Origin of the sequence: Gaiella sp., assembly GCF_035710885.1 — a bacterium.
Taxonomy (GTDB): Bacteria; Actinomycetota; Thermoleophilia; order Gaiellales; family Gaiellaceae; genus Gaiella.
In genome coordinates this window covers 96,882-112,109 of sequence record NZ_DASTCS010000057.1, presented here as the reverse complement: position 1 = coordinate 112,109, position 15,228 = coordinate 96,882, and the positions used below count along the sequence as shown (strand labels likewise).

Here is a 15,228-nt window from a genome sequence, read left to right as displayed (position 1 = left end):
CATTTGATCAAATGCTGCCAAGATTGCGGAGCTCAAAGCGAACGCCAAGGAGGTCCACCCCTGCCACCCCCGTTGCGAATCGGCGTGATGCAGCTCACCATGGAGCCGCTCGCGGAGATGCTCGCGGCCGCCGAGGTCATGGACCGGGTCGGGTTGGACACCATCTGGCTCGCCGAGGCCTACCCGTGGTGGCGCAAGCACGGGATGGAGGCGCGCTCGTCCACGGTCGTGTCCGCGCTGATGGCGCGCGAGACGGAGCGGCTGACGATCGGCTGGGGGATCATCTCGCCCTGGACGCGCCACCCCGTGCAGGTCGCGATGGATGCGCGCGTCGTGCAGGAAGCCGCGGGGCCCGGTCGGTTCCTGCTCGGCTTCGGCACCTCGAAGATCTTCTTGAACAACATCAAGGGCCAGACGAAGAAGACGCTCGGTCCGATGCGCGACGCGGTCGAGATCGTCCGCGGCGTGCTGTCGGGCGGGGCGTTCTCCTACGACGGCGACACGTGGAGCGCCGACGTGCCCGCGCTGTCGGCGGATGCCCACACGCCGCGTGGCGTGCCGCCGGTCTACGTCGCGGCGACGGCGCCGAAGATGCAGGCGCTCGCGGGCGAGATCGCCGACGGGTGCCTCACGCCCTCGATCACGACTCCCGACTTCGTCCGCTACACGCGCGACAACGTCGCCGCCGACATCGACATCGGCTGCACCGTCGTGGCCTCGATCCACGACACGGACCGAGACTCCGGGCGTGACGGCGCGCGCGAGATCGCGGGCATGTACCTCGCCAACAAGGTGCAGAACATCGCCGGCGCGGCCGACACGCTGCTCGACCTGGCGGGGATCGAGATGGACGAGATCCGGCCGGTCGCGGAGGCGATGGAGCACGGCGGCCGCCTCGCCGCGAAGGAGAAGGTCACCGATGCGCTGCTCGACAAGTGCAAGCCGATCGCCGGCACGCCCTCGGACTGCATTGCCGCGATCGAGGAGTACCGCGACGCCGGCTGCACGCACGTCATGCTCGAGCTCTGGGGTGAGGACCGGCACGAGCAGATCCGCCTCTTCGGCGAGTCGGTTCTCCCATACTTCAGGTCGTGAGCGACTACGACGACGCCGCGCTCGGCCCGCTCGAGGCCGGGTTCGATGTGCCGCTGTCCGTCGATTCGGCCTCGGGCAGGGAGCCTCGTTGATGGCAACGGTCACCGTTCGCGGTACCGGCACGGCGTACGGGACGCCCGACGAGGCGACCCTCGGCCTGAGCGTCGACGCCGTGCGGCCGACGGCGGCCGAGGCGCTTGCAGACGTGACGGAGCGCTCTGCGGCTCTCGTGGCGCTGTGCCGCGAGCTCGGTCTGGGCGAGGGCGACGTGACGACAATGGGCGTCACCGTCGCCGAGCACGGCGAGCACGACAAGGACGGCCGCTGGCAGCACCGCGGCTACCGGGCTGCGAACCGCGTGTCCGCGCGGATCCGTGACGTCGCCTCGATCGGGCCGCTCCTGACCGCAGCGGTCGATCGCGTCGGCGCGACCGTCGAGGGGCCGCACTGGCGGCTCCTCCCCGAGCACGCGGCCCACGCGGAGGCGTCTCGGCTCGCGGCGCAGGACGCGCGGGTGCGTGCGGAGGCGCTCGCCGAGGCGCTCGGCGGGCGGCTCGGCTCCGTCGCATCTGCCCGCGACGCGCGCATCGCTCCGCCCGAGCCGCGGCCGATGATGAGGATGGCGGCGGCGACCGCCGAGGCGATGCCCGTCGAGGCAGGCGAGCTGTCGGTGGTGGCCGTCGTGGACGTCGAGTTCAACCTCGAACAGGGATGACGGACGTCGCCATCGACCGCGACCGGCTCGTCGACACCGCCGGCCGCATGGTGGGAGTGCACAGCTTCACCGGCGACGAGCAGGCCATGGCCGAGCTGATGGCCTCGCTCTACGAGGAGATGGGCCTGCGCTGCCAGTGGCAGCAGGTCGAGGACGGGCGGGCCAACGCGCTCGGGGTCCTCGAGGGGGCGGGTGGCGGGAAGAGCCTGATGTTCAACGGTCACATGGATACCTCCTACTCCGGTCGCGAGCCGTGGCTGCGCGACGTGCCCGGGTTCCAGCCCGAGGCGTTCGTCCGCGACGGGAGGCTCTACGGGCTGGGCATCTCGAACATGAAAGGCGCGCTCGCCTGCTACGTGGAGGCCGTGCGCGCGCTCTCGGACGCAGGAGTCCGCCTGCGCGGCGAGGTGCTGATCGCCGCGGTCTGCGGCGAGATCGAGAAGACGCAGCACGGTGACGCGGTCGGCGCCGAGTACCGCGGCTATGCCGCGGGGACCCGCTATCTCGTCTCTCACGGCGGCGTCGCCGACATGTGCCTGCTCGGCGAGCCGACCGAGGGCAAGGTCGTGCTCGGGCACTACGGGACGCTATGGCTCCGCATCCGCGTCCACGGCGATTTCGTCCACACCGCGTTCAGCGAGGGCCGGCGCGACCGGAATGCCATTCTCCGCCTGCACGAGGTGCTCGCTTCAGTGCAGGAGTGGATCCCGACCTGGGAGGGCGATCCGTCCAACGGCTACCGCGGCGCGAAGGCGATCGTCAACGTCGGTGCGATCGAGGGCGGCTTCGGCTGGCGCGTGTCGCGGACGCCGCACCACGCCGACCTGTTCCTCGACGTGCGTGTGCCGCCGACGAAGCCGATGGCCGTGGCGAGGCGTGAGGTGCTCGACATGGTGCGCGGGCTCGCGGAGCGTTTCGGAGACTTCGGCGTCGAGGGCGAGGTCTACGTGACTGCGCCGGGAGCGGAGATCGACGAGGGTCACGAGCTCGTCGGAGCGATCGACGCCGCGCACGAGGAGGTCTTCAGCGAGTCGCCGGGCCGCGATGTGACCCGCTGGTTCTCCGACGCGTCCGCGCTCACGAGGTACGGCATCCCGACGGTCAACTACGGGACCTCGACCGGCCTCATGGACGTCGAGCTGGGCGAGAACCTCGAGATCGAGGGCCTCGTGAAGATGGCCGAGGTGTACGCACGCGTCGCGATGCGGGTCTGCGGCGTCGCATGAAGAGCGGCGAGGCTGAAGCCACGCCGCAGGAGGGCTGCGCATGAAGCTGGTGACGTTCGGTGAAGGGCAGGGGCGCGTCGGGGTGCTCGACGGCGAGGAGATCGCCGTCCTCGGCGTGCCGACGATGCGGGAGTGGTTCGAGCGCGGCGGTGCGGACGAGACCGGTGAGACGGTGGCGCTGGCGGAAACGCGCCTCCGCGCGCCGATCGTCCCGAAGAAGTTCTTCCACACCGCAGGCAACTTCCGCGAGCACGAGGACGAGTCGAAGAACGTCGACTGGTCGCACGCAATCGCGCCGTGGATCAACTTCTTCCAGAACGTCGACGCGATCGTCGGACCCGACGAGCCGGTGATCTACCCCGAGCACCTGACCGAGGAGCTCGACTACGAGCTCGAGCTCGCCGTCGTGCTGAAGAAGGCAGGCAAGTGGTTCTCGCCCGAGGAGGCGATGGAGTACGTCGGCGGCTACGTGATCTTCAACGACATCACCGCCCGCGACATCCAGCGCGGCGAGATGAAGTCCGGCGTGTTCAGCTTCTGCAAGGCGATCGACACCTTCTGCCCGCTCGGGCCCTGGATCGTGACGCCCGACGAGATCCCCGACCCGCACGACCTCGCGATGGTGCTCCGCGTCAACGGAGAGGTGCGGCAGGAGTCGCACTCGAGCCGCATGGCCGTCACGATCGCGGAGATCCTCTCCAACTTCTCGGGCCTCACGTACTCGGCCGGTGACGTGCTCTCGACCGGGACGGTCTCGGGTGTCGCCGGGTTCAAGTCGCCGGAGGAGCGGGCGCGCCTGTACCTCAAGCCGGGCGATGTGATCGAGGCGGAGATCGACGGCATCGGCGTCCTGCGCAACCCCGTGATCTCCTGGCAGGAAGGTCACGGCGCGCCTGCGCCGCCGCGCATCCGGCCCTGGGGCGACGCGTGACCTGACGCGCGGCGCGGGTAGGGCTACGCGTCGATCGTCTCGAAGAAGGCCCGCTCGCGGCTCTCCAGCAAGGGGATCGCCTGGCCCACGGCGTACCGCTCGAAGTGCTCCGACGCACCGTGCGCGGCCACCGCGTCCTGGTCGTCGTAGATCTCGAAGATGTGGAACACGCTCGGCTCGGCGGGGTCGCGGTACGCCTGGTAGAAGCGGCAGCCGGGCTCCTGCCGGGAGAGGGGTGCGAGCTTCGTCAGCGCGTCCAGGACTGTGTCCTCTGCCCCCGAGCTCGCCGTCCACGTCGCCTTCAGGACGACTGCCATCAGACGTCTCTCTCTGCCGGCCCGAAGCGGTCGAGCCGAGGCTCCGTGATGGGACGCGCGTGAAGGTCGAAGCTGCTCACGAGGGGACTCGATGATAGAGGACCGTGTCCGGATCCACTCGATAGCCTGCGCCGAGTCGAGTCGAGAGAGGAGAGCATGGCCCTTCGCACCACGCCACCGTTCCGCGCCGACCACGTCGGCAGCCTGCTTCGGCCGCCGGAGCTGCTCCAGGCGCGGGAAGACGTCGCGGCCGGGCGCATCACGGCGGACGAGCTTCGCGCCCGCGAGGACGAGGCGATCCGCGCCGCCGTCCGCATGCAGGAGGACGTGGGGCTGCGCTCGGTGACAGACGGCGAGCTCCGCCGCACATCGTGGCACATGGACTTCATCTACGAGCTCGACGGGATCTCGACCGCCGACGACAAGGTCAAGGTCTCCTTCCACAACGAGCGGGGCGACATCGAGTTCATGGCAGCGGCTCTGCACGTCGACGGGAAGGTCGGCGTGTCGAAGACGATCTTCGGCGACGCGTTCTCGTTCCTCCAGGGGTGCACGTCGACGGCGGTGCCCAAGCTGACGATTCCCTCGCCGAGCATGGTCCACTACCGGGGCGGTCGGGCGGCGATCGACGCGACCGTCTACCCGGACATCCACGATTTCTGGAGCGACCTGACGGCCGCGTACCGCGAGGAGGTGCGCCGGCTCGGCGAGCTCGGATGCAGGTACCTCCAGCTCGACGACACGAGCCTCGCGTACCTGAACGACCCGGCGCAGCGACGGTACGTCGCCTCGATCGGCGGCGATCCCGACCAGCAGCACGTCGAATACATCCGTCACATCAACGAGGCGCTCCAGGGGCGGCCCGACGGCATGAGCGTGACGACGCACATGTGCCGCGGCAATTTCCGCTCGTCGTGGGTGGCCGAGGGCGGATACGACCACGTCGCCGAGGCGCTCTTCCACGAGCTCGACGTCGACGGGTACTTCATGGAGTGGGACGACGAGCGCTCGGGCGGCTTCGAGCCTCTCCGCCTGCTGCCGAAGGGGGAGAAGCAGGTCGTCCTCGGGCTCGTCACGACCAAGCGCGGGGCGCTCGAGACGAAGGACGACCTCACACGCCGGATCGAGCAGGCGAGCCGCTATGCGCCGCTCGAGCAGCTCTGCCTGTCGCCGCAGTGCGGCTTCTCCTCGACGGTGGACGGGAACGCCCTGACCTACGACGAGCAGGTGGCGAAGCTCGCGCTGATCGTCGAGGTCGCGGACGAGGTCTGGGGACGCTGAGCCAGACGGACGGCCTCGACCATTCTGAATAGTCGAACAATGTCTCGACAGATCGACGTTTGCCGGGTTACTCTCATCCGGTGATCGACCGAACGGTCGCGCGAGCCAAGGAGGGTCGAGCCAGGGGCAATCGTGGCTGAGCGGTCGGCAAGCACGGGGTGTGGGACATGTACGGCAACGAAGGAGGAGGTCCCGTGAAGCGGTTCTGGTTGGTGACGGCCGTCGGCGCCCTGGCGGCGTTCACGGCGGCTATGGGCGGGTCGACCGCATACGGCGGATCGAGCTCGGAGAGCGCTGCCGCCCCGATCAAGGTCGGGGCGATCACGCCGCTTACCGGCCCGTTCGCGCCCTGGGGTCTTCAAGCGCGCGCGGGGATGGCTCTTGCGGTGAACGAGATCAACAGGTCGGGCGGCGTCAAGGGGCGCGGGCAGGGACGGCTGCTCAATCTCGTCGTCGCTGACGATCAGTCCAGGAACACGAGCGCTGCCATCGACGGCTTCCGGCGGTTGACGCAGCAGGAACGCGTCGTTTCGATCGGGGGCATCATCGACAGCGGCATCGGGCTGGCGACCTCCCGGCTCGCCGAAGAGGCCCGGGTACCGCTGTTCCTCGTGAAGTCCGGGAACAACGACATCCTGACGCCGAGCAGCCGCTTCACGTTCCGGACCTGTTTGCCTGCTGCCTCCATGGTCGCGACGTCGGTCGTGGAGCTTGCGCAGCGACGCGGGATCAGGAGCGTCGGCGTGATGATCGCCGACTACGCATGGGGCCAGTCGTTCAAGTCGTCGCTCGAGGATGCGGCCAAAGCGGTGCCGAACATCAGGTTCAACATCCAGGTTGCGCCGGTGCCGACGACGAACTTCACGCCGTACCTCCGCGCGTTCGGCGACGTCTCACTGCTCGTCGGGACGGGTCATCCGCCCGGGGCGTCGCTGATTCTGGCGCAGGCCGGGCAGCTCGGGATCAAGGCGCCGGTGATCGGTGCCTACTCCCCATACTCACTCACTGCGAGGAACGCGGGGGCGGCCGCGTACGGCCGGTGGAGCGACTTCAAGTGCATGGCGACCGGCTCGCGAGGGTACAAGGCTCTCGCGAAGCGCTACCTACGGACGTTCCCGCAGAACGAGTTCTTCGAGGATGACGCGCTCGCCGGCTACGCGTACGTGAAGATCGTCGCGCAGGCGATCCAGAACGTCGGGACGAGCCCGCAGGCGATCGCGGCCTACGTCCACAGGACGACGTTCAACATCCCCGGGTACGCGTTCCCCCTGCGGTGGACGGCGTGGGGTGAGCTCGACCGGCCGACGGTGCAGTTCGCCGTCCTGACGAGGGGCGCTCCGCCCGAGGCCGGCTTGAACACTGCGTCTCCCACCTTCTGGCCAAGGGTGGTGTTCAAGTCGCGGCCGCTGCCTCCCTATCGTCCGCCGTCGTAGCCGGAGGTCGAACTGCTCCTCGAGGTCGACGGCATAACGAAGCGCTTCGGCGGTCTCCCGGCCGTCGACGGCGTGACGTTCGGGATCGACGACGGCGACATCGTCGCCGTCGTCGGTCCGAACGGGGCCGGGAAGAGCACGCTCCTGAAGGTCATCGTCGGCCTCGAGCGGCCCACACATGGTGGCGTCCGCCTGAACGGCACGCGGATCGACGGGCTCGGCGCTCATCGCGTGAGGCGCAAGGGGATCGCGATGGCGATGCAGCGACCACTCCCGTTCGGCTCGATGACGGTTCTCGAGAACGCGATCCTCGGCGCCATGTTCGGTGCCGGCCACGGTGTGGTCGGCGAGCGAGACGCAAGACGGCGAGCGGCCGAGGCGCTGGCGTTCGTGGGCCTGAAGGAAAGGGCCCGCCAGCCGGTGTCGAGCCTGAACCTCCATCAGCTGCGGTTCCTCGAGCTGGCCAAGGCGATGGCGGGTGAGCCGCGGCTGCTCCTGCTCGACGAAGTGATGGCGGGACTCAACGAATCGGAGCTCGCAGCCTCCGTCGAGATCGTCCGAAACCTACGCGACCGGTTCGGAACGACGATCCTGTGGGTCGAGCACGTGATGAGCGCCGTGATCCAGCTGGCGGAGCGCGCGATCGTCCTCAACTTCGGCAAGCTCCTGGCGGAGGGCGCGCCCGGGGTCGTCATGCGGGACCCACAGGTCGTCGACGCCTATCTCGGGCAGGCACGCGTTGCTTGAGGTCGTCGGACTGGCGGCGGGCTACCTCGGGGAGCGCGTCATCGCCGGCATCGACGTCGAGGTTCGCACCGGGGAGGCGGTGGCGATCGTCGGCTCGAACGGCGCCGGAAAGACGACGCTCTTCCGGGCCGTCGCCGGGTTGCTGCAGCCGATGGAAGGCCGCGTGCTCTTCGACGGGAAGGACCTGACCCGCCGTCCGGCTCATCGCATCTCGCGGGCAGGGATCGCCTACGTCCCGGCCGAGCGGCACCTGTTCCCGGCAATGACCCTGAAGTCCAATCTGGTTCTCGGGGCCTATCCGAAGCGGCCGGATCGAAAGACGCTGGAGCTCGTGTACGACCTCTTCCCGCGGTTGCAGGAGCGACAGCGCCAGCAGGCGGGAACGCTGAGCGGCGGTGAACAGCAGATGGTGGCGGTGGCTCGCGCGCTCATGGCGCGACCCCGGCTGCTGATGCTCGACGAGCCGACCACCGGCCTTGCGCCGAAGATCGCGCAGATCGCGTTCGAGGCGCTCGAAGAGCTCAAGAAGGAGGGGATGACGCTGCTGATCGCGGAGCAGCAGGTGCCGCTCGCGCTCTCCGTGGCGGATCGTGGCTACGTGCTCGAGAACGGCCGCATCACGCTCAGCGGGTCGTCGGCCGAGCTCGATCAGAACCCCGAGGTCCGCCGCGCGTACCTGGGTGTCGCGTGAAGCCTCTTCGGACCATCGTTCGAATCCCGTCCATCGTCTGTCCCGGCCGCGCCGGCGCCCGCCTCGGCGATTCTCGCGCTCGCGGATCTGCTCGTCCAGAGGCGAGATCTGCGGGGCACACATGAGGGCTGTCGTTCTCGACGGGATCGTGCTCGGCCTGGCGTTCGGCCTGCTCGGCGTCGGGATGACGCTCGTCTACGGGCTCGGCGGCGTCCTCAACCTCGCCTACGGCCAGATCGTCGTCCTCGGCGCGATCGTGGTCATGCTCGTGATGGAGGACGGGGTCGCGACGTTCCTGGCGGCGCTCGTTGGCATCCTGGCGGCCGCGGGCGTCGCAGTCCTGCTCGACCTCACGTTGATGCGGCCGGTCTACCGTCAGCACGGTGAGGAGCGGACGCTCCTGGGGCTCCTACTGACCCTGGGAGCCGCCTTCGTCATCGGTGGGTTGCTCAGCTGGCGCTATCCGGCCGGCGCTCTCTACATCAACGTCAGCGGGGAACCGGTCTCGATCATCGGCGTGCCGATGGCGGTGGGGAGCATCTGGGCCTCGGTGATCGCGCTCGCGGTCGCCGCCGTGCTCCTGCTCTTCTTCGGTCTCACCACGTTCGGGCGCGGCGTCCGCTCCATCATCCAGGACGAGACCGGCGCGCGGCTCGTCGGCATCAACCCGTCGTTCGTCCGCACGGTCATCTTCGCGCTGAGCGGCGCGCTCGCTGGGATCGTCGCTATCACGCAGTCGATGAGCGGGCCGCTGACGGTCAACGCGGGGTTCGAGCTCACCACCTTCGCGCTGATCGTCACCGTTGTCGGCGGCCTCGGAAGCGTCGCGGGGGCGTTCCTCGCCGGCGTGCTCCTCGGAGTCGTGAACTCACTGAGCGCCCACTACATCGGTCAGTACATCACGACCATCATCCTCCTGGGCGCCGCCGCCATGACGATCCTCATCCGTCCACGCGGGTTACTCGGACGGTAGTTGCGATGGCGGAGACGAGCAGCGAGCCGCGTCCGGGTCGTGCCGTGGGGGGCAGGGTCGGCCGGGCGCTCCTGCCGATCGTCGTCACGGCGGCGATCCTCGCGATCCTCCCGTCGATCTGGTTCGGGGACTCGCCGTACACGACGTCGCTGGCTGTCCAGGCGCTGGTGTTCGCGTCGTACGGCGTCGGCTTCAACCTCATCTTCGGGAGCACGAACCAGCTCTTCCTGTGCGTCGGCGCCCTGGCCGGGGTCGGCGGCTACGGCGCCGTGATCCTCATCGACGAGACCTCGCTGCCCATGGCGGCAGGCATCGTCGTGGGGACTGCCGGCGCGGCGATCGTCGGCGGCCTCCTCAGCTGGATCGCGGTGCGGCGGTCGCTGGGCGTCATCTTCACCGGCATCGTCACGCTGGTGTTCTCGCTCGCGTTCCACAACCTGCTCCTCGGGAAGGGCGACCTGACGGGTGCCGAGACCGGTCTCGTCGTCACGTCGGCCGCCGCCGATCTCGCCGACGATCGCGTCGGGGGCTACTACCTCTTCGCGGGTCTGCTCGTCACCTTCCTGCTGGTCTTTCGCGCGCTCCAGCTGTCGCACGTCGGCTGGGCGTTCCGCGCGCTACGTGACGACGAAGTCGCCGCGGAGCTCGCGGGCGTCGACGTGGCGCGCTACCGGGTCTACGCCGCGACGATCGGCTCGGCCATGATCGGGCTGACGGGCGCGCTCCTCGCCTACAGCGCGGGGTTCATCAGCCCGTCGACGTACGGGTTCGAACGCGTCGACGTGCGTGTGCTCGTGCTCGTCGCGTTCGGCGGCCTCGGGACCCTGCTCGGCCCGGTGATCGGCGCCGGGGTGTTCGCAATCCTGGACGAGAGGCTGACGACGAGCCTCGAGCTACGGGAGGTCCTCTACGGCGTCTTCGTGATCGCGATCTTCCTCTTCTTCCGGCACGGCGTGGTCAGCGCCGTCGTGTCCCTCTACAACCGGCTCGTGGGCCACCGCCGCCAGAAACCGGCGTTGCAGCCCTCGGAGGAATGACCGACGTGTGCGCTGCCGGCCAGCACGCGCCGGCGGTCGGCGGCTCGCTCGACCCCGGTGGCGCGCTCGCTACGCCGGGGGGTACACGGCGTCGGGCTCCTGCTCCAGCCCATCCGGCCAGTCGAAGATCTCCGTGACGACCTTCAGGTCCTCGTCGGTCGAGAGGTACGCGAACGTCGCGCCGTCGTACACGCCCCCGTGGATCACTCTGCGCCCGTTGGCGCGCGCCACGGCGAGCGTCTCCTCGAATCCCCGCCCTCCGACGGCCACGTGGTGCACTCCCTCGCCTTTCGAGGCGAGGAACTCCGCATAGATGCTCCGGTCGTCGAGCGGCTGGATCAGCTCCCAGAACACGCTGCCCACCCTCGTCAACGCGAGTCGGCACGCGGAGTCGATCTCGGGCCCGTCCTCCCCGAGCCGTGCCACGTTGTCGGGGCGGAACTCGTAGATCTGCCAGGGGCCGATGCCGTAGTCCTCCACGTACGTCCGCATCGTCGCCTCCAGGTCACGCACCACCATCGCGATCTGCAGCGTCTCCGTGAACACGGGCTCGCGCATGCCTGTCTCTCCTTCCGGCGGCTTCGACGGGAGGCGGCATCCTACGCCTGCGCGCGCTCGTGGACGGCGGCTTGGAGCCGGAGGCGCCGTCGAGTGTGCGGCTCGGCTCGTCGGCCCGGAACCGACGGCGTATAGTCGTCCGGTGCCAGGAGGCGTGGGACGTCGAGCGGCTGTGCGTCGGCGACGGTTCGCTCGCGCCGCGCACGCTCTCCGTCAACCCGTCGCCGAGGACGATGTCGCTCGTGAGCAGCCGGGCCGAGCACCTCGACGGCGACCTTTCGTGAGACCCCCCGGAGGACCGGCATGACCGAGCGGATTCGCGACCTCGCGCATCTGTCACACGTCGAGCTCTACACCCCGAAGCCGGAGGAGAGCCTCGCCTACTTCCGCGAGCTCCTCGGCATGGAGGTGGCCGGCGAGCGCGGCGACGCGGTCTACCTCCGCGGGTTCGGCGACTACGAGCGGTCGTCGCTCAAGCTCACGGCCGCGGGCCAGCCCGGCATCGGCCACCTCGCGTACCGGACGCTGAGCCCCGAGGCGCTCGCACGCCGCGTCGCCGCGCTCGAGGCGGCGGGTGTCGAGGGCGCCTGGATCGACGGCGACCTCGGCCACGGGCCTTCGTACAGCTTCCTCGACCCCGACGGGCACCGGCTCGAGCTCTTCTGGGAGTCGGACCGCTACGAGCCTCCACCCGAGCTGCGGCCCGCGCTCAAGAACCAGCCGCAGCGCTACCCGGGACGGGGCGCCGGAGTGCGTCATCTCGACCACGTCAACTTCCTCGCCGTCGATCCGGCCGAGAACCGGGCGTTCGGTGAGGAGCACCTGGGGCTCCGGCTGACGGAGCAGATCGTCCTCGACGACGGCAGCGAGGCGGGCGTCTGGCTCGCCTCCAACCAGAAGTCCTACGACCTCACCTACACCCGCGACATGACCGGCACCCGCGGCCGGCTCCACCACCTTGCGTTCTTCGTCGACCAGCGGGAGGACGTCCTTCGCGCGGCGGACATCTTCCTCGAGGCAGGGATCGTGATGGAGTCCGGGCCGCACAAGCACGCCATCCAGCAGACGTTCTTCCTCTACACGTGGGAGCCCGGCGGGAACCGGATCGAGGTCTGCTCCGGCGGCTACCTCATCTTCGATCCCGACCACGAGCCGATCGTCTGGACGCAGACGGAGCGCGCGAAGGGACAGGCCTGGGGGATGCAGACCGTGGCCACCTTCCACGTCAAGGGGACGCCTCCCGTGCCGCAGGAGGCGGAGCTGCTTGCCGCAGCAGGTCACTGAGCCGTCGACCCGCGCGCGCGAGCTCGTCCGCGGGGCGTACGACCTCCACGTCCACGTCGAGCCCGACCTCGCGACCCGCCGCATCGACGACCTGGGCCTCGCGCGCCGATTCTCCGAGCTCGGGCTGGCCGGCTTCGTGCTCAAGTCGCACTACGCGCCCACGGCCGAGCGGGCGGCAGTCGTGCGCGGCGCCGTGCCCGGCGTCGACGCGCTGGGCGCGATCAGCCTCAACAACGGCATCGGCGGGCTCAACGCACAGGCTGTCGAGATCGCAGCGCGCGCCGGAGCGCGCGTCGTCTGGCTGCCGACGGTGGACGCCGAGAACGAGGCGTCCGAGGACGGCCCCAAGCCTGCGAAGCAGCCGGTGTGGCGCGTGATCCAGGACGAGCTCGCCGCCGCCGGGGTCGCCGCTGCCCCGGTGCGGGTGACGGAGGAGGGGCTCGACGGCGTGCTCGCCGTCGTGGCGCGCCACGACATCGCCCTCGCCACCGGTCACCTGGGCCGCGCCGAGATCGTGGCCGTCGTCACCGCGGCGCTCGCGGTCGGCCTCTCCCGCGTGATCGTGACCCATCCCGACTACCCGACACAGGGCGTCCCGGTCGACGAGCAGCGTGAGCTGGCCGAGCGCGGAGCGATGCTCGAGCGCTGCTTCGCGCCGGTCTACACGGGCAAGGTCTCGTGGGAGGCCACGTTCGAGGCGATCCGCGCCACGGGGCCCGAGCACAACGTGCTCTCGACGGATCTGGGCCAGCTCGCCAACCCGCCGGTCGAGGACGGGCTCGCCCTGATGGCCGACCGGCTGCTCGAGGCGGGGTTCACCGAGGACGAGGTGCATACGATGGCGGTCGTCAACACGAGGATGCTCGCCGGTGCCTGAAGCCATTGTCGTCGTGAGCGCGCACTCCGCGGACTTCGTGTGGCGCGCCGCAGGCGCGATCGCGACCGCAGTCGAGCGGGGCGCCGAGGCCCACGTCGTCGCGCTCTCGTACGGCGAGCGCGGAGAGTCGGGTGAGCTCTGGAAGGAGCCCGGGCAGACGGAGGAGCGCGTGAAGGAGATCCGTCGCGGCGAGGCGCAGGCGGCGGCGGAGGCACTGGGCGCGAGCTTCCGCAGCCTCGACCTGGGCGACTACCCGCTCGTGATGGACGCCGCGGCGGTCGACAGGCTCACCGACCTGCTCCGAGAGCTCGCCCCGAGGCTCGTCCTCACCCATGCCGCGCTCGACCCCTTCAACCCGGACCACGGCGTCGCGCACGATGCGACCGTCCAGGCCCGGCAGCTGGCGAGCGGAGCGGGCGTCGCGAGCGCCTTCGTGACGATCCCGCCCCCCGAGCTCCTCACCTTCGAGCCGCACCAGCCGGAGCTCTGCGGCTTCGTGCCGACCACGTTCCTTGACATCACGCCGGTATGGGAGAAGAAGGTGGCCGCGATGGACGCGATGGGGGCGCAGGCGTACCTCAAGCAGTACTACTCGGAGCGGGCGGAGCACCGCGCCAACCACGCACGGCGGATCTCCGGGCGCGGCGGGATCCGCTACGCGGAGGCGTTCCAACGCCAGCTCCCGGTCGTCGTGGACGCGCTGTGACCGACTATGCCGCCCTCGCGCGCCTCGGCGTCGCCACCGTCCACGAAGCTGCGGGCCGGACCGGCGTCGTGGACATGGCGCTCACGCAGGTGGTGCGGGGCTCCCGGGTCGCGGGCCCCGCGCGAACCGCGCTCTGCGCGCCGGGGGACAACACGATGGTGCACGCGCTCATCGCGCACGCGAATCGGGGCGACGTGCTCGTGCTGACGAGCGTCGAGCCTGCTCCGGTCGCGCTGATCGGGGATCTCCTCGCGACGCAGGCGCAGGTGCGCGGCGTCGCCGGGATCCTCGTCGACGGTGCCGTGCGCGACGTCGACGAGCTCGAGGAGCTCGGCCTCCCCGTCTGGGCTCGGTTCGTGCGGGCGCAGGGCGCGACGAAGGGCGAGGTGGGAGAGCTCGACGTCCCCGTCGTCGTCGGCGGGGCCGAGATCCGGCCCGGCGACCTCGTCGTGCTGGACTGCGACGGGGCGGTGGCGGTACCGCGCGAGCGGATCCCGGAGGTCTTGCCGCGCGCCCTCGAGCGTGAGGAGCGGGAGCGCGTCATGCGGGAGCGCTACGCGGCGGGCGAGCTCTCCTACGACCTGCAAGGGCTGCGGGAGGCCGTGGAGGGTTGATGGAGGTCGCCGTGCTCGGCCTCGGCGAGGCGGGGGGCAGGCTCGCCGAGGACCTCGCAGCAGCCGGCTGCACGGTTCGCGGCTGGGATCCTGCCGGGACGCGGGAGGGCATCGTCAGCGCCTCGAGCGCCCCGAGCGCGGTCAGAGGCGCCGACGTCGTGCTCAGCGTCAACGCGGCGGCCGTGGCTCTGGACGCCGCGCAGTCCGTTGCCGCCTCCCTCGCTGTGGACGCTGTCTTCGCCGACCTGAACACGTCCTCGCCGGCGCTCAAGCGTGAGCTCGCGACAGCCGTGCCCGGGCTGTTCGCGGACGTCGCGCTGATGGGCCCGGTCCCCGTCTCCGGGCTGGGGACGCCGGCGCTCGCGTCGGGCACGGGGGGCGAGCGCTTCGCCGAGCTGTTCCGGCCGCTCGGCATGCCCGTCGAGGTGGTCGGCGCGTTCCCGGGCGACGCCGCCGGGTTCAAGCTGCTGCGCAGCGTCTTCCTGAAAGGGATCGCGGCCGCCGCGATCGAGAGCCTCGAAGCAGCGCGAGCGGCGGGTGCCGAGGAGCGCGTCCGGGCCGACCTCGCCTCGGTCATCGGCGAGCCGTTGCTGGAGCGGCTTCTCTCGGGGTCCCGGGCCCATGCCGCCCGGAGGGTCGACGAGATGTGGGCCGCCGCCGCGTACCTGGAGGAGCTCGGCGTCGACCCCCGCATCGCCTCGGCCGCGGCCGAGTGGCTCGAGCAGCTCCGCGAGGAGGGCTGA

At 70.2% G+C, this 15,228-nt stretch carries 17 protein-coding genes; 15 read left to right on the top strand and 2 right to left on the bottom strand.

What is annotated here, in order from left to right; genetic code table 11:
• Window positions 1–87 precede the first annotated feature (87 nt).
• From VFO26_RS14495 to VFO26_RS14480, 4 genes are all read left to right on the top strand, one after another.
• On the top strand, window positions 88–1,095 hold the full coding sequence (locus tag VFO26_RS14495) for an LLM class flavin-dependent oxidoreductase (protein ID WP_325115754.1): 1,008 nt from the start codon (window positions 88–90) through the stop codon (window positions 1,093–1,095).
• Between the two features lie 91 nt (window positions 1,096–1,186).
• Window positions 1,187–1,810, top strand: a complete 624-nt coding sequence (locus VFO26_RS14490; protein ID WP_325115753.1) for an SIMPL domain-containing protein — start codon at window positions 1,187–1,189, stop codon at window positions 1,808–1,810.
• Window positions 1,807–3,036 (top strand): M20 family metallopeptidase, encoded by a 1,230-nt coding sequence (locus VFO26_RS14485; protein ID WP_325115752.1) that lies wholly within the window; start codon window positions 1,807–1,809, stop codon window positions 3,034–3,036. The genes VFO26_RS14490 and VFO26_RS14485 overlap by 4 nt, the downstream gene beginning before the upstream one ends.
• A 40-nt stretch (window positions 3,037–3,076) precedes the next feature.
• Window positions 3,077–3,967 (top strand): fumarylacetoacetate hydrolase family protein, encoded by an 891-nt coding sequence (locus tag VFO26_RS14480; RefSeq protein ID WP_325115751.1) that lies wholly within the window; start codon window positions 3,077–3,079, stop codon window positions 3,965–3,967.
• 23 nt (window positions 3,968–3,990) lie between these two features.
• On the opposite strand, the gene VFO26_RS14475 is transcribed toward VFO26_RS14480, so the two are convergent.
• Window positions 3,991–4,284: a putative quinol monooxygenase gene (locus VFO26_RS14475; protein ID WP_325115750.1), complete on the bottom strand. Its 294-nt coding sequence runs from the start codon at window positions 4,282–4,284 to the stop codon at window positions 3,991–3,993.
• Window positions 4,285–4,440: 156 nt separating this feature from the next.
• Between VFO26_RS14475 and VFO26_RS14470 the strand changes: the two genes are divergently transcribed.
• The 6 genes from VFO26_RS14470 to VFO26_RS14445 all read left to right on the top strand — a co-directional run bounded on the left by VFO26_RS14470 (window position 4,441) and on the right by VFO26_RS14445 (window position 10,446).
• A complete protein-coding gene (locus VFO26_RS14470; protein WP_325115749.1) occupies window positions 4,441–5,565 on the top strand; it encodes a 5-methyltetrahydropteroyltriglutamate--homocysteine S-methyltransferase in 1,125 nt (374 codons plus the stop codon).
• Window positions 5,566–5,759: 194 nt separating this feature from the next.
• Window positions 5,760–6,998 (top strand): ABC transporter substrate-binding protein, encoded by a 1,239-nt coding sequence (locus VFO26_RS14465; protein WP_325115748.1) that lies wholly within the window; start codon window positions 5,760–5,762, stop codon window positions 6,996–6,998.
• Between the two features lie 72 nt (window positions 6,999–7,070).
• Window positions 7,071–7,745 carry an ABC transporter ATP-binding protein gene (locus VFO26_RS14460; RefSeq protein ID WP_325115747.1) on the top strand — a complete coding sequence of 225 codons (675 nt, stop codon included), beginning with the start codon at window positions 7,071–7,073 and terminating at the stop codon, window positions 7,743–7,745.
• The gene (locus VFO26_RS14455) at window positions 7,738–8,436 is read left to right on the top strand and encodes an ABC transporter ATP-binding protein (RefSeq protein WP_325115746.1); all 699 of its coding nucleotides are present in this window, start codon (window positions 7,738–7,740) and stop codon (window positions 8,434–8,436) included. Before VFO26_RS14460 ends, VFO26_RS14455 begins: the two co-directional genes overlap by 8 nt.
• Before the next feature lie 121 nt (window positions 8,437–8,557).
• Window positions 8,558–9,409 (top strand): branched-chain amino acid ABC transporter permease, encoded by an 852-nt coding sequence (locus VFO26_RS14450; RefSeq protein WP_325115745.1) that lies wholly within the window; start codon window positions 8,558–8,560, stop codon window positions 9,407–9,409.
• A gap of 5 nt (window positions 9,410–9,414) precedes the next feature.
• Window positions 9,415–10,446 (top strand): branched-chain amino acid ABC transporter permease, encoded by a 1,032-nt coding sequence (locus VFO26_RS14445; protein WP_325115744.1) that lies wholly within the window; start codon window positions 9,415–9,417, stop codon window positions 10,444–10,446.
• Window positions 10,447–10,515: 69 nt separating this feature from the next.
• On the opposite strand, the gene VFO26_RS14440 is transcribed toward VFO26_RS14445, so the two are convergent.
• Complete coding sequence (locus tag VFO26_RS14440; protein WP_325115743.1) at window positions 10,516–11,004, bottom strand: VOC family protein; 489 nt, start codon at window positions 11,002–11,004, stop codon at window positions 10,516–10,518.
• A 303-nt stretch (window positions 11,005–11,307) separates the two neighbouring features.
• On the opposite strand from VFO26_RS14440, the gene VFO26_RS14435 reads away from it, so the two are divergent.
• From VFO26_RS14435 to VFO26_RS14415, 5 genes are read left to right on the top strand one after another with little or no spacing between them, the layout of a single operon-like run.
• Entirely contained in the window at window positions 11,308–12,288 is a 981-nt protein-coding gene (locus tag VFO26_RS14435) for a VOC family protein (protein WP_325115742.1), read from the top strand.
• Window positions 12,269–13,165, top strand: coding sequence for a DUF6282 family protein (locus tag VFO26_RS14430; protein ID WP_325115741.1), 897 nt, complete (start codon window positions 12,269–12,271; stop codon window positions 13,163–13,165). The genes VFO26_RS14435 and VFO26_RS14430 overlap by 20 nt, the downstream gene beginning before the upstream one ends.
• Window positions 13,158–13,871 (top strand): PIG-L deacetylase family protein, encoded by a 714-nt coding sequence (locus tag VFO26_RS14425; RefSeq protein ID WP_325115740.1) that lies wholly within the window; start codon window positions 13,158–13,160, stop codon window positions 13,869–13,871. Before VFO26_RS14430 ends, VFO26_RS14425 begins: the two co-directional genes overlap by 8 nt.
• Window positions 13,868–14,485: a 4-carboxy-4-hydroxy-2-oxoadipate aldolase/oxaloacetate decarboxylase gene (locus VFO26_RS14420; RefSeq protein WP_325115739.1), complete on the top strand. Its 618-nt coding sequence runs from the start codon at window positions 13,868–13,870 to the stop codon at window positions 14,483–14,485. The genes VFO26_RS14425 and VFO26_RS14420 overlap by 4 nt, the downstream gene beginning before the upstream one ends.
• Window positions 14,485–15,228, top strand: coding sequence for an NAD(P)-dependent oxidoreductase (locus VFO26_RS14415; protein ID WP_325115738.1), 744 nt, complete (start codon window positions 14,485–14,487; stop codon window positions 15,226–15,228). Before VFO26_RS14420 ends, VFO26_RS14415 begins: the two co-directional genes overlap by 1 nt.